We start from the raw sequence: 14,414 nt of genomic DNA, 5'->3' as shown, positions 1-14,414 counted from the left end.
GCCGGAGCCCCCATGCTGCGTGATATTTCCCCCCAAAGTATTTTCATGGGCCTGTTGGCAGGCTTTGTCGGATCGGCCAGTTCGTTTGCCGTTGTCTTACAAGGGTTAAGTGCGGTTGGTGCAACGCCAGAACAGGCGGCATCTGGTCTTATGGCCCTGTCGATCTCCATGGGGTTATGCGCAATTGTCCTATCGCTTAAAACCCGTCTTCCGATCAGTATTGCATGGTCAACCCCCGGTGCCGCATTGCTTGCCACGTCAGGGGCCATTGACGGTGGCTTCGCCGTTGCGGTTGGTGCCTTTATCGTTTGTGCCGTTTTAATCATTATCAGTGGCGTTTGGCGCCCCTTGGGGCGCGCGGTTGCGGGCATCCCTGCCCCACTTGCCAATGCCATGTTGGCGGGTGTTCTGCTTGGCCTGTGTCTGGCGCCGGTCAAGGCCATTGCCTTTGATCCTATGCTTGGCCTGCCGATTGCGATTGCGTGGCTTGTGGTTGGGCGGTTTAACCGATTGCTTGCAGTTCCGGCTGCATTGCTGGCCTTTATTGCCGTGATGATCTTTGGTGTCGACTTCCCGGAAAATGCGCTGGCGGATTTAGGCAGTTCAATCGCACCACCTGTTGAATTCGTCATGCCGGAATTCACACTGGCTGGCTTGGTCGGCATTGCCCTGCCCTTGTTCATCGTCACCATGGCATCGCAAAACATTCCCGGCACGGCCGTTTTGCGGGCCAATGATTATAACACGCCCCCCGGTCCGCTTTTTACCGTTACAGGCATCTTTTCATTGCTGTCCGCGCCGTTTGGTGGGCATGCGGTAAACCTTGCTGCCATCACAGCCGCCCTTTGTGCGGGAAAGGATGCCCATCCCGATCCTGCCAAACGTTATTGGGCAGCGGTTTCTGGCGGGATTTTCTATGTCGTATTTGGGCTTTTGGCCGGGCTTGTGACCGCGTTTGTCAGCCTTGCGCCGGGCATTCTGATTGAAGCCGTTGCCGGTCTTGCCCTGATCGGGGCCTTTGCCGGATCAGCCGTTGCCGCATTCAAGCAAGAAGACGCCCGCGAAGCGGCAGCCGTGACCTTTATCGTCACCGCTGCTGGCCTGACTTTCTATGGAATTTCAGGGGCCTTTTGGGGATTGCTGGCAGGTGGATTGATTTATCTGCTTACCCATCTTCGAAACCGATAGGCATTAAAACAAAGAAGCCCGACACATGATGCACCGGGCTTCTTGTTTGCTGATAGCCAATAATCGTTAGCCGTTTTGCGCCGTTTTATCGGGCTCTGGCGTTTCTGGCTTAAGGATCGACACCGTTGGTTCCTTTGAAAGTGCTGTTACGGCCTCGTACTGCGACAAGAAAACCTTCCCTGTCAGTTCTTCAAGGAAATGCGCACATTTCAATCGGTCCATCACCGGGCCTTTGACCTCGGAAAGGTGAAGGGCAATCCCCATTTCATCTAGTCGATGGTTGATTGCTTCTAGTGATTCCAACGCACTTAGATCAATTTCATTGATGGCCGAACACATCAATATGACGTGTTTGAGCTTTTTGTCGCCAACCACCCGATCAAGCAGGAAGTCCTCAAGAAAACGGGCATTTGCGAAATACAGGCTTTCATCAATTCTGATGGTCAGAACCGTCGGGTCGGTAAGAACACTATGACGATTGATATTGCGAAAATGCTGCGTGCTCGGCACAAGACCGACTTCGGCGATATGCGGGCGTGATGTTCTGTATAAGAACAGCCCGATCGACAATATAACGCCCGAAGTCACACCGATTTCGACCCCAAAACCAAGGGTCAAAAGAACCGTTGCCGAAACCGCAACAAAGTCCGCCTTTGAATAACGCCAACTGGTTTTCAGTATACTGAAATCAACCAAGGACAACACGGCAACAATAATGGTTGCAGCAAGCGTTGCCTTTGGCAGAAAGTAAACAAGCGGGGTCAGTGCAATGGCTGCAATCGCAAGACCAACTGCGGTAAAGGCACCTGCTGCCGGGGTTTGTGCACCGGCATCAAAATTCACAACTGATCTGGCAAATCCACCTGTAACTGGATACCCCCCGGTAAATGCGGCACCAATATTTGCCGCCCCAAGCCCGATCAATTCCTGATCCGGGTTGATCCGCTGACGCCGTTTGGCGGCAAGTGTTTGGGCAACCGAGATTGATTCAACAAACCCGATCACTGAAATCAGGATCGCCGGAACCAATAAATCCGACATCAAGCCAATCGAAAAGTCCGGCATGGTCAATGGCGGCAGGCTTTGTGGCACATCGCCAACGATCTTAACCCCGCCATTCGCAAGTTGGAAAAACCATACGGCGACCGTTGTCACGATAACAGCAGCAACCGGACCGGCCTTGGTGATGACGTCGGCAAGACGCGGTCCAACACCCAATCCCCGCAAAGCAGGTTTCAGCCCCTTGCGGACCCAAAACAGAAATGCCGTCGCCAAACCACCGATCAACAAAGTGGTCAGATTGGTTTCAGGCAAATGCACAATCAGGGAGCTGACGATTTCCCAAAGGTTGTGCCCACCGGCATCCACACCAAGAATGTGCTTAAGCTGACTGGCAGCAATCAGAATGCCAGACGCGGTGATAAAACCGGCAATCACCGGATGCGACAGGAAATTGGCCAAAAAGCCAAGTTTAAACACCCCCATCACCAAAAGGATTGCCCCAGACAAAGCCGCCAATGTCAGGGCAGCAACCGCGTAGCCGATTGTTCCGGCCTCGGCGATATTGCCAATAGCAGCCGCCGTCATAAGCGACACCACCGCCACCGGCCCAACAGCCAATGCCCGGCTTGTGCCAAAAATCGCATACAGGATGATTGGAACGATAGAGGCATACAAACCGGCCTCTGGAGGCAATCCAGCCAAAAGCGCATAAGCCAGCGATTGCGGGATCAGCATGATCGTCACGATAATGGCAGCAACCATGTCATTGCCAAACGCCGTTCGATCGTAACTGCGTCCCCAATCAAGGACCGGTATGTATTTTAAAACCGACTTCAATTGCATGAATTGATCTCTTCGATCAGAGTTGGTCAGGGGCAAGAATCTCCCCCTGACAAGCCATTGCTATTTGACAGAAACCTTTTCAGGTTTTGCCATCCATTCCTTGCCACGCAGCATCGCTTTCCAATAGATCGGCGGAAGGATCTTTTCCTTAAGCAGCCATGCCAGACGGGATGGGTGGGTTCCATCAATCAGCCATTTCGGGAAGGACGGACGCAAAGCCCCGCCATAGCCAAATTCGGCCAAAACGATCCGGCCACGTTCGACCGTCAAGGGGCAGGAACCATATCCGTCATACTGCGCAACCGGTGATTTTCCATCAATATCGGCAACGACATTTTCGGCAACGACCGGGGCCTGTTTACGCGCTGCCGCCGCTGTTTTGGCATTTGGTGCGTTCATCACATCACCAAGCGACCAGATATTGGCAAAGGTTTTGTGACGCAGCGTTGCCTGATCAACATCAACCCAGCCTGCAGCATCAGCCAATGGGGAAACGCGGATAAAGTCAGGGGCAACTTGCGGCGGACAAACATGGATCATGTCGAATGATTTTTCGATCCGTTTTGTTTCTTCGCCCGGTTTAACCACATCAAACCATGCCTTTTTGGCAACGCCATCAATCTCAACCAGATTGTGGAAGAAGTTCAAATCAGCATGATAACGATCAATGTATTTTTCGAGTGCCGGGACATAATCCTTAACCCCGAACAGAACACCACCGGCGTTATAGAAACCGATATTGATGTTGTCCAAAACACCCTTGCGATACCAATGGTCCCCCGAAAGATAGAGCGCCTTTTGCGGTGCGCCCGCACATTTAATCGGCATTGGCGGCTGGGTAAAAACAGCTTCCCCTTCACGCATGGAAGACACAAGTTCCCACGTGTAAGGGGCAAGATCATAACGATAGTTCGACGTCACCCCGTTACGACCAAGGGTATCAACCAAACCTTCAACGCCATGCCAATCAAGCTTTAAGCCCGGACAGACGATCAGCCGGTCATATTTAACCACCCGACAGCCATCAAGAACAATGGCGTCATCTTTGGGTTCAAACGCCGCAACCGCAGCCTTAATCCAATGCACACCCTTGGGGATCAAAGACCCCATAGTCTGGGCAGTTGTGCTGGCGTCAAAAACACCGCCACCAACCATTGTCCAACCAGGTTGGTAATAGTGAATATCCGCAGGATCAATGACGGCAATTTCCAAACCCGAACGGCGTGCCTGAAGGCTAGAAGCAACCGAAATACCAGCAGCCCCACCACCAACGATGACCACATCAAAACGCGCATCGCCATTATCAGTCGGGGTTTTGCCACCATTCACAATCCGGCGCACAACCCCGCCCATATCATAGCCGGCATCTTTGGTCGCACGTAGAATCTCACTGGCGTCCAGACGTTTCGCCTGACTAAGCGACCACAAGGTGGCCGACCGGGTTCCGGTGCGGCAATAAGCAAAGACCGGCTTGGGCAATTCATCAAGAGCCTGACCAAAATCATCGGCATCACCATCGCTGACTTTGCCCGCGACAATCGGAATGTAACGTGCTTGAAGTCCTGCTTTTTTTGCGGCCTTGGCAATTTCATCAAAGGTTGGCTGATCTGCACCCTCGCCGTCTGGACGGTTACAGATGATTGATCGGAAACCAAGCTTGGCAATTTCCGTGATGTCATCTGCAACGATTTGCGGACTGACGGACAGACCTTCGCTGATTTTTTTCGCTTCCATGGTCGTTCCTCCGGGTGATTACAGGCCGTTAACCGGCACTTTAAGGACTTGCTTGCCGCTTTCGTCAGTTGGCAAACGACCGGCACGCATATTGACCTGCAGCGAAGGAATGATCAGGCGCGGCATATCAAGTTGTGCGTCACGTTCCGTTCGAAACGCGATGAACTCTTCGCGGGTTTTGTTTCCGCCGACGTGAATGTTGTGCTGTTTTTCGTCACCAACGGTGGTTTCCCATTGGATGTCACGACCGTTTGGACCGTAATCATGGCACATGAACAGACGCATATCATCTGGCAGCGTAAGAAGCTTCTGGATGCTATCATACAGCGTACCAGCATCCCCACCGGGGAAATCTGCACGTGCAGAACCGCCATCAGGCATAAACAGCGTATCGCCAACAAAAGCAGCATTGCCCATGACATGCACCATGCAGGCCGGAGTGTGTCCCGGGGTGTACATGGCAAAGCAGTTCATCCCGCCCACCTGATAGGTATCGCCATCTTCAAAAAGCTTGTCGAACTGGCTGCCGTCGCGCTGGAACTCGGTTCCCTCGTTAAAGACCTTGCCAAAGGTTTCCTGAACAACCTTGATTTTCGACCCAATGCCAAGCTTTCCGCCAAGCTTTTCCTGAATATAGGGAGCAGCAGACAAATGATCGGCATGAACATGGGTTTCGATGATCCATTCAAGCTTCAGGTTTTTCTCCTGAATGAAGGCGATCATTCGATCGGCATGATCAAAACTGATCCTGCCAGCGGCGTAATCAATGTCCATAACGGAATCGACCACCGCACAAGCTGAACTTTCGGGATCCTTGACCACATAGCTAATCGTGTTGGTATCCGGGTCAAAGAAAGGCGTAACGTCAGGCTTAACAGCCATATTCACCGGGTAAGCAGTCATGACAACTCCTGTAAACGGGCGCATTTGAGGGTCGCGCACTTAACATCATTGTTTGATCCTACCCCCAAGGCAGAACCGCCTTCAGTGACCAAGTCACCAAAACACGTAATTAATTCTAATATTATGGTTTTTTAATTTTAATACACCAAACCACTGGCAGGCTCAGCCAGCCCACTTATTGATCTGCAAGGCTTCTAATTGCGTCTCGATCAAGCAAGTGAATGACGCCACGGGCCTGTTCGATCCAGTTGCGGCGCTGAAATTCTGAAAGCTGGCGCGAAATAACTTCGCGTGCTGTGCCAAGCTCTATCGCCAGTTTCTGATGTGTTGCATGGATCGTGCTTTGATCTGCTGCAAGCTCGATCAATTTTTGCGCAAGGCGAATGTCAATTCGGCCAAATGCGATTTCTTCGACCACGGCAAAAAGATCGGTCATGCGCCGCGAATAAGCCGTAAAGACGAATTGGCGAAACTCTGGAGAATCCGCGACCATCCGGTCAAAAACTTCCCGTGGGATCGCCACCGCTGTTAAGCCGGTTTCTGCGATGCCTTCGGCGGAATAGTCCTCATAGGCCATCAAACATGCCGTGGTCAGAACGCAGCTTTCCCCGGCATGAACACGATAAAGCACAATTTCCCGCCCCTGCTCGGACGTTTTCTGCACCCTGACCGTCCCACTTAAAAGCAGCAAAAGCTGTTCTGGTGGTTTACCCGGCCCAAAAATAACCGTTTCTGATGGAATAGTGATGACCTTGCTTTGCGCTTGCAAGTAGTCGCGGATGTCTGATGGCAATCGGGACAGACCGGGGAATTGATTAATCCAGTCTGACTGAGACATTCACCGCTCCCTCTTTAATCCACAATTGCGCAAAATCCACATAACTCTTATGTGGTTTGTAACCTGACCTCGCCTGAATGCAAGCTTAATTCCCTGCATTCTTTGACAAAAGCCCGTTCTTGAAAAGACAGTGGTTTGTCAAAACCCAAACGGAATTACGGTTTTGACGGTGGAATGGTAAGATTACCCGCCTTATCGAGTTCCCAGAACGGGTTAAAGGCAACTTCCCATGCATGACCATCAGGATCACGGAAATAGCCCGAATACCCACCCCAAAATACTTTTTCGGCAGGTTTTTGAATTTTGCCACCGGCTTTTTCAACCTCGGCCATGACAGCATCCACCTCTGCTTCGTCGCGCGCATTGAACGCCACTGTCAAACCGGCAAAGGCGGCACCCGTGTCATCGTCAAACTGTCCGTCTTTGACAAGATCGGCGCGGCCAAACAGCCCAAGCGCCAATCCATTGGATAATTGATAGAAAACAACTTGGCCTTCGACCATTTCGGTCATTTTCCAGCCAAGGCCGCCTTCATAGAAACGCCGCGACCGATCCAAGTCCGCCACACCCAACGTTATTAGCGAAACACGTTGATCCATAATATACTCCTGTCTCTTGGGATCGCACCAAAAGCACCCTAAACCCGATCAACGGTAACACGGCGTTTTAACCGCGCCCAACAGAGACTCGATGATCCGTGTATTATCGCATCGCAACAGCCACGCAATTATATTGCGCGCAAATCGGCACCAGAATAAGTAAATAATAAGTTGACCTAACGTCAACCGATGCAATCAGGCGTTTTATGGTGTGCGATGCGAGTTCGTTTTGAAAAAAGGTCAGCATTCATTACCATTCCAATGTTCGATAACGGTCCCGCAAACCGTGTTTGAACGAAAAGATAAAGGTCATACCGAAACACTGCCCCAACACCCATATCGATAAAAGCAGTGCATGAGGCCAAAACTGACCCGCATTTCAGAGATATCCGAGGGAGACCGGTCATGGCACAATTGGCGGCAATTCGTCTGGACGACAAATACACCCTTGAAGAAGGTCGGGTTTACCTGACAGGTATTCAAGCACTGGTTCGACTGCCCCTGATGCAACGCCAGCTTGATGCGCGCGCGGGGTTAAATACAGCCGGTTGCATTTCAGGGTATCGCGGATCACCGCTGGGCGGTTTGGATCAGCAGCTTTGGCGGGCCAAGAAATTCCTGACCAAACAGCAGATCGAATTTCAACCCGGTGTCAACGAAGACCTTGCCGCCACGGTCGTTTGGGGAAGCCAGCAGGTTAATATGTATCCAGATGCCAAATATGATGGCGTCTTTGGCATGTGGTACGGCAAAGGTCCGGGTGTTGACCGATCCGGTGACGTTTTCAAACACGCCAACCATGCCGGTACATCCCCCCATGGTGGGGTTCTGGTTTTGGCAGGTGATGACCATTCTTGCAAATCATCCACCCTGCCCCATCAAACCGAATATGCCTTTATTGATGCGCAAATCCCGGTTCTGAACCCATCAGGTGTTCAGGATATTCTTGATTTTGGCATTCATGGTTGGGCCATGAGCCGTTATTCGGGTTGTTGGGTGGCGATGAAAACCATTGCCGAAACAGTGGAAAGTTCGGCCGCCGCCGATGTCGCCCCGGATCGTATCATCCCGATCATTCCCGATGATTTCCCTATGCCTGAAGGCGGCTTGCACATCCGCTGGCCCGATACGCCCAAGGAACAAGAACATCGCCTGATGAAATATAAGCTTTATGCCGCATTGGCATATGCGCGGGCGAACAAGCTGAACAAAACCGTGATCGACAGCCCGAATGCGCGGCTTGGCATCATTACCACCGGCAAGGCCTATCTTGACGTCATGCAGGCCTTTGATGATCTGGGTATTTCCGAACAAGATGCTGCCAAAATTGGCATTCGTGTCCTGAAAATTGGCATGAGCTGGCCACTGAACCGTGATGATGTCCGCGAATTCGCCATGGGACTGGAAGAAATCATCGTCGTCGAAGAAAAACGCGCGGTGATGGAAAACCAGGTCAAGGAACAGCTTTATAACTGGCGTGAAGATGTCCGCCCGACCGTGATTGGCAAGTTCGATGAAAAAGGCGAATGGATTTTGCCATCAATGGACGAACTGACCCCGGCCCGCATTGCAGTTGTACTGGCCGAACGCATCAAACGTTTCTATGACAGCCCCGCCATTCACGAACGCCTTGATTGGCTGGCGGAAAAAGAAAAAGAAATCGCCGAACCGCGCCCGGATGTTGCGCGCATTCCATGGTTCTGCCCCGGTTGCCCGCATAACAGTTCAACCAAGGTCCCCGATGGCAGCCGTGCAATGGCCGGTATCGGGTGCCATTACATGGTCAACTGGATGGACCGTTCGACCGAAACCTTTACCCATATGGGTGGCGAAGGCGCGACTTGGATTGGTCAGGCACCCTTTACCAATGAAAAGCACGTTTTCCAGAATCTGGGCGATGGCACCTATTACCATTCAGGATCGCTTGCCGTTCGTGCCGCCGTCGCATCGGGTGTGAACATCACCTATAAAATCCTGTTTAATGATGCGGTTGCCATGACCGGCGGACAGCCGGTTGATGGTCCCTTGACCGTCCCGCAGATCACCCGTCAGATGTTTGACGAAGGTGCCAAACGCATCATCGTGCTTTCTGATGAACCCGACAAATACCCGATGGGGGCTGATTTTGCGCCGGGTGTGGATGTCCGTCACCGTGATGAACTTGATAACACCCAAAAAGAATTGCGCGAGATCGAAGGTGTAACGATCCTGATCTTTGATCAGACTTGTGCAGCGGAAAAACGCCGTCGCCGCAAACGCAAACTGATGGTTGATCCGCCCAAACGTGTTTTCATCAATGATCTGGTTTGCGAAGGATGTGGTGATTGCGGTGTGCAATCAAACTGCCTTGCCGTGGTTCCGGTTGAAACCGAATTTGGCCGCAAGCGCGCCATCGATCAATCGGCCTGCAACAAGGATTTCTCATGCCTGAATGGTTTCTGCCCAAGCTTCGTCACGATTGAAGGTGGCGAATTGCGCAAACCTGAACCAGCGGCAAAGGGCGGCAATAACGGCGATGCGATTTTTGCCAGCCTGCCGCGCCCGACCCTTCCCAATATCGATGAACCTTGGTCGGTGCTGATCACCGGTGTTGGCGGTACTGGCGTTGTCACCATTGGGGCACTGCTTGGCATGGCAGCCCATATCGAAGGCAAAGGCATTGTCGGGCTTGATATGGCTGGTCTTGCCCAGAAAGGCGGGGCTGTTGTCAGCCATATCCGCTTTGCCAATGATCAAAACAAACTTCACGCTGCCCGCATTCCCGCAGGCGAAGCCAATGTGGTTCTGGGCTGTGATCTTTTGGTTGCGGCAAGTTACGAAGGCCTTGCCAAAATGCGCCGTAACTTTACCCAAGCGGTGATTAATACCCATGAAACCGTGACCGGTGCCTTCACCCGCAATCCTGATTTTCAGCTTAAAACCAACGAGCATATGAAAGTTATCAACGATACTTGTGGGGCGGACGCCGTTCATTTTGTAGAAGGCAGCGATATCGCAACCCGCTTGATGGGGAACTCAATTGCGACCAATCTGTTCATGCTTGGCGTTGCCTGGCAGCGTGGCTTGATCCCGATCAGCGAAGAAGCATTGATACAGGCGATCGAACTTAACGGTGTTGCTGTTGATATGAACAAACAGTCCTTTTATTGGGGGCGTCTTTATGCGCATGAACCCAAGCGGGTTTTGGATGTTGTTGGCCCGAATGAAACCGAAGCTCACCCAATTGCAACCACGCTTTCCGATATTGTCGCAAAGCGCCGCGCATTCCTGACCGATTATCAAAATGCTGCTTATGCCGATCGGTTCAGTGCATTGGTCGACAAAGTTGCAATGGCCGAAAAACGCCTTGATGGCGGGGATGAGCTTGCCCGGACAGTGGCGAAATATTACTTCAAACTGCTGGCCTATAAGGACGAGTACGAAGTTGCCCGCCTATACACCGATCCGGAATTTTTAAACAAAGTCGCCAAAAACTTTGCCGGTGATTACAAAATCAACTTCCATCTGGCACCTCCGGCGATTGCCAATAAAGACCCGGAAAATGGGCAGCTTAAAAAATCGTCCTATGGTCCATGGATGATGAATGCCTTCGGCGTTCTGGCGAAGTTTAAATTCCTGCGCGGAACGTCATTTGATCCGTTTGGCCGAACCCATGAACGTAAAATGGAACGCCAACTGATTACCGATTACGAAAAATGCGTCACCGAAGTTATCGACGGCCTGACCCACAACAATATCCGTATTGCTACGGCCTTGCTGGCCCTGCCCGAACAAATTCGCGGTTATGGTCATGTGAAAGACGGCAATATCGCCAAGGTCAAAAAGCGCGAGGTGGAACTCTTCGAACAATTCCGCAACCCGCCAGAACACCTTAAGGCCGCGGAATAACAGCGATTAAACGTATTGAAGGCCCCGAAAAATCTTCGGGGCCTTTTTCGTATCTAGACCTTAAACACAGTTTCGCCGCCGCCATTTTGCCCCCGTGATGTCGAGGCCTGTGCAGATGGAAGTTAATTTCCTCACTTGCGCAAATTTTCGCACTAAAAAATTTACCTTCAAATTCAATCCCATTATGCTGCGCGCACAGAATTTGGGGGAAATAAGTTTATGATGCGCAACGTCCTTGCGACACTGAAACCATTGGGAAAATCACAGGTATTTTGGTGCGTACTAGGCGCGATTATCTGTTTGGTTTGGATGGGGACGCTGAGAGACACGAAACACCCGGACTACGCAGATGCGAGTCAATATATTGGGATTGCCGTTAATCTTGCGAAATTCGGTACTGTTAATGAAAGCATAAACGCCACAGCAGAAACCATTAAACCAGCTATCGGTCGTGAACCAGGCTATCCTGCGCTCTTATCCTTGGTCCTCAGGGCGAATGGCAGCATCGACAAAATCACGCCAAGCTGCCTTTACAACGATGGTTGTGGGACAGAACCCTACATCCTCGCCAAATGGACCAACCGACTCCTTATTGTGGCCGCAGGGTTTGCAATGTTCTTTGCTGTTCGCGGTATTACAGGAAGCCCATTTGCCGCAATCATGGGCGGCATGCATATTTGGCTAAATCATCAGGCGCATAAGAACCACGATTATGTAATTTCTGATCCACTTGCACTGTTCCTTGCCAGTTTACTGGTTTTTGCAATCGTATGGGCGTGGAAACAAAGAAACCCACTCACTTGGATATTCCCCGGGTTAACATTCGTCTGGTTGGCCTTCACAAAAGCGATCTATATTTATTTTCTTCCCATTGCCGTCGTGGTCGGCCTTTTGTTCGTGCTGATGAGCAAAAGCAATTGGCGCTCCTCTGCTGCCAAGTTTTTTGTCTTCACCATCGTCGCAGTAACGCCAATTGCTTTGTGGATGGACAGAAACCATGACATCACTGACCGCTATCAATTCACCGACAGCCGCGGCGGAATTGCCTTAAGTACGCGTGTTGTCTTCAACGATATGAATCTTACGGACTATCTTGCCGCCTTCACCTATTGGACGCGTGGTGCTGGCGATGGCTGGGCAGAGAAACTGTTTCCTGCTGACGTTGTCAAACCATTCGGCTGGTACGAAGAGGACGGTTACTATCTTCGAGGGCAACTGGGCTTTGGCAAGCGGGTAACCCAACTCATCAATTCTGAGGGCTTGTCATACGCCGATGCGAATGACCGTGCCGAACAAGAAATAAAAGACGCTATCCTTTCTCGACCCGTCAAACATCTCGCAACCACTCTGCCGCTGATTTACCGTGGTATTTGGATTGACGAGTTTGCCGCAATCACCTTCCCGGCATTTGTTGTGTTATTGGGGGTTGTGCTGCGCAGACGGAACGGACTTTTAATTGCAGTCCTGCTACCGTCTCTGTTCTCGTTATTGTTCTATGCAGCATTCAGCCTGAACGTTGCGCGTTATCAGATGACTGCACTGCCCGGGTTTGCCATCGCGTTTGCCTATCTAGCCATGTGGGTTCGAACGCAACTACAAAATTGGCGTGACCGTAAGAACCTGCCGATGGAAGAAGGAAACTAGAATGTCCAAAGGCACCCAAACCACATCAGTCTCAATTTATGAAAACGCGCGCATTGCAGTTCTTCTGCCTTGTTACAACGAGGGGAAAGCGATCACGCATGTGATTGAGTCCTTTCGCAACGTCATCCCGACGGCCCAGATCATTGTCATCGACAATGCGTCAAAGGATGACACAGCGGAAAAAGCAAATGATGCTGGAGCGACGGTGATTAGTGAAACGCTTCCAGGCAAAGGTAACGCGGTCCGGCGCGGTTTTTCCGAAGTGGAAGCTGATATCTATGTCATGGCCGACGGTGATGGAACTTACGATGCATCAGCCTTACCAGAACTGATCAGTCGACTGGTCGTAGAACGTCTTGATATGGTCGTTGGAACCCGGGCAGAAAAAGAAGAAGCCGCCTATCGCAGCGGCCATCGCATGGGAAACCGACTATTCAACACAGTCTTTGCCAAACTGTTTGGCGCACGTTTCACCGATATTTTTTCCGGCTATCGCGTTTTCTCCCGGCGATTTGTCAAAACTTTTCCTGCGATTTCCACCGGATTTGAAATTGAGACCGAAATTTCCGTACACGCGATCATGTTGCGTGCACCAGTTGCTGAAATACCAACATCCTATGGGGCGCGTCATGAAGGAACCGAAAGCAAGCTTCGCACTTATCGGGATGGCGCCCGTATCCTAAGCCGTATTTTGCTATTTACAGCAACACATAAACCTTTCGTCTTCTATGGCTTGATTGCGGCCTTCCTTGCCGTTCTATCGGTCATACTCGGACTACCATTGGTCTTTGAATATATTGAAACCGGCTTGGTTGAACGCCTGCCAACAGCAGTTCTAACTGTTGGCATTATGCTATCAGCCGTTCTGAGTTTTGTAACTGGCGCGATCCTGTCCAACACTGGCATCGGTCAATGGGAAGTCAAAAGACTTGCATATCTTCTGCATTCTGATCCCCTTGAAACGTTAAGGACAGAGATCGCAAAAGAAATCAAGAAATGATCAACCGCGCCCTGATGCAAAAAAGCGCAAAGTTTGTCATTGTTGGCACACTTGGTTTTTTGACCGATGCAGGGTTGCTGTGGTTCACAACCCATAAGGCAGGCCTTGACCCCTATAGCGGGCGGCTGGTGTCTTTCTCCGTGGCCTTGCTGGTGACATGGGTGCTCAACAGCACCTTCACGTTTAAAAACAGGGAAAAGCGTGGAAAACGACAACTAGGCTCTTATGTTACGGTTCAGGTTAGCTCATTTGGATTGAACTACGCCATCTATAGCGCTTTGGTTTGGCTTAATTGGGCTGCACCATTGATAGCCTTGCTCATAGCAGCCTTCATTTCCATGTTCTACAGCTTTACCGCAATGAATATGTGGGTCTTTAAAGACGCAGAAAAGTAATCAGGGCCCCAAAATGGAGCCCTGATTAGTTAACATCACAACGTAATTGGCACTTGGCCAAATCGTTTATTTTTAACTCATTCCAAGCGCGCGCTTGTAGACTTCAAGAATTTGTTCTTGTTCGCTGCGCTCATGGTCTTCGATTTTACGCAGACGGATGATCTGACGCAGAATTTTCACGTCATAGCCAAGTGCTTTGGCTTCACCGTAAACTTCTTTGATGTCAGCCATCAGGTTGGCTTTTTCTTCTTCAAGGCGTTCAATACGCTCAACATAACTCGCAAGCTGATCAGCTGCGATACCACCGACTTCGGTCATCAATTCTTCTCCGATGATGGGCTGCACAGCGGGTATCCGGTGCGCGAAATTTCTAATGCGGC

General features: G+C 51.0%; 11 protein-coding genes. 5 read left to right on the top strand and 6 right to left on the bottom strand.

The window, feature by feature from the left end:
- The first annotated feature begins 12 nt into the window (after positions 1-12).
- Complete coding sequence (locus ACQ0MK_RS04410; RefSeq protein ID WP_430474994.1) at positions 13-1,188, top strand: benzoate/H(+) symporter BenE family transporter; 1,176 nt, start codon at positions 13-15, stop codon at positions 1,186-1,188.
- Positions 1,189-1,254: 66 nt separating this feature from the next.
- Here the strand turns inward: ACQ0MK_RS04410 and ACQ0MK_RS04405 are convergent, their stop codons facing one another.
- From ACQ0MK_RS04405 to ACQ0MK_RS04385, 5 genes are all read right to left on the bottom strand, one after another.
- The gene (locus ACQ0MK_RS04405; protein ID WP_430474993.1) at positions 1,255-3,033 is read right to left on the bottom strand and encodes a SulP family inorganic anion transporter; all 1,779 of its coding nucleotides are present in this window, start codon (positions 3,031-3,033) and stop codon (positions 1,255-1,257) included.
- A gap of 60 nt (positions 3,034-3,093) precedes the next feature.
- On the bottom strand, positions 3,094-4,767 hold the full coding sequence (locus ACQ0MK_RS04400; protein WP_430474992.1) for a TIGR01244 family sulfur transferase: 1,674 nt from the start codon (positions 4,765-4,767) through the stop codon (positions 3,094-3,096).
- 18 nt (positions 4,768-4,785) lie between these two features.
- Positions 4,786-5,670 (bottom strand): MBL fold metallo-hydrolase, encoded by an 885-nt coding sequence (locus ACQ0MK_RS04395; protein ID WP_430474991.1) that lies wholly within the window; start codon positions 5,668-5,670, stop codon positions 4,786-4,788.
- Positions 5,671-5,845: 175 nt separating this feature from the next.
- Positions 5,846-6,508 (bottom strand): Crp/Fnr family transcriptional regulator, encoded by a 663-nt coding sequence (locus ACQ0MK_RS04390; protein ID WP_430474990.1) that lies wholly within the window; start codon positions 6,506-6,508, stop codon positions 5,846-5,848.
- 155 nt (positions 6,509-6,663) lie between these two features.
- Complete coding sequence (locus ACQ0MK_RS04385) at positions 6,664-7,107, bottom strand: VOC family protein (protein WP_430474989.1); 444 nt, start codon at positions 7,105-7,107, stop codon at positions 6,664-6,666.
- Positions 7,108-7,512: 405 nt separating this feature from the next.
- Between ACQ0MK_RS04385 and ACQ0MK_RS04380 the strand changes: the two genes are divergently transcribed.
- From ACQ0MK_RS04380 to ACQ0MK_RS04365, 4 genes are all read left to right on the top strand, one after another.
- Positions 7,513-10,995, top strand: coding sequence for an indolepyruvate ferredoxin oxidoreductase family protein (locus ACQ0MK_RS04380; protein ID WP_430474988.1), 3,483 nt, complete (start codon positions 7,513-7,515; stop codon positions 10,993-10,995).
- A gap of 219 nt (positions 10,996-11,214) precedes the next feature.
- Positions 11,215-12,639 (top strand): hypothetical protein, encoded by a 1,425-nt coding sequence (locus tag ACQ0MK_RS04375; protein WP_430474987.1) that lies wholly within the window; start codon positions 11,215-11,217, stop codon positions 12,637-12,639.
- Position 12,640: 1 nt separating this feature from the next.
- A complete protein-coding gene (locus tag ACQ0MK_RS04370; RefSeq protein WP_430474986.1) occupies positions 12,641-13,639 on the top strand; it encodes a glycosyltransferase in 999 nt (332 codons plus the stop codon).
- The gene (locus tag ACQ0MK_RS04365; RefSeq protein WP_430474985.1) at positions 13,636-14,034 is read left to right on the top strand and encodes a GtrA family protein; all 399 of its coding nucleotides are present in this window, start codon (positions 13,636-13,638) and stop codon (positions 14,032-14,034) included. The genes ACQ0MK_RS04370 and ACQ0MK_RS04365 overlap by 4 nt, the downstream gene beginning before the upstream one ends.
- A gap of 72 nt (positions 14,035-14,106) precedes the next feature.
- On the opposite strand, the gene ACQ0MK_RS04360 is transcribed toward ACQ0MK_RS04365, so the two are convergent.
- Complete coding sequence (locus ACQ0MK_RS04360; RefSeq protein ID WP_022733469.1) at positions 14,107-14,352, bottom strand: DUF2312 domain-containing protein; 246 nt, start codon at positions 14,350-14,352, stop codon at positions 14,107-14,109.
- Positions 14,353-14,414 lie beyond the last annotated feature (62 nt).

It is taken from the genome of Thalassospira lucentensis (assembly GCF_050516545.1).
Taxonomy (GTDB): domain Bacteria; phylum Pseudomonadota; class Alphaproteobacteria; order Rhodospirillales; family Thalassospiraceae; genus Thalassospira; species Thalassospira lucentensis_C.
Note: the sequence above shows the minus strand (reverse complement) of the source record. Positions and strands in the feature narration are given on the sequence as shown.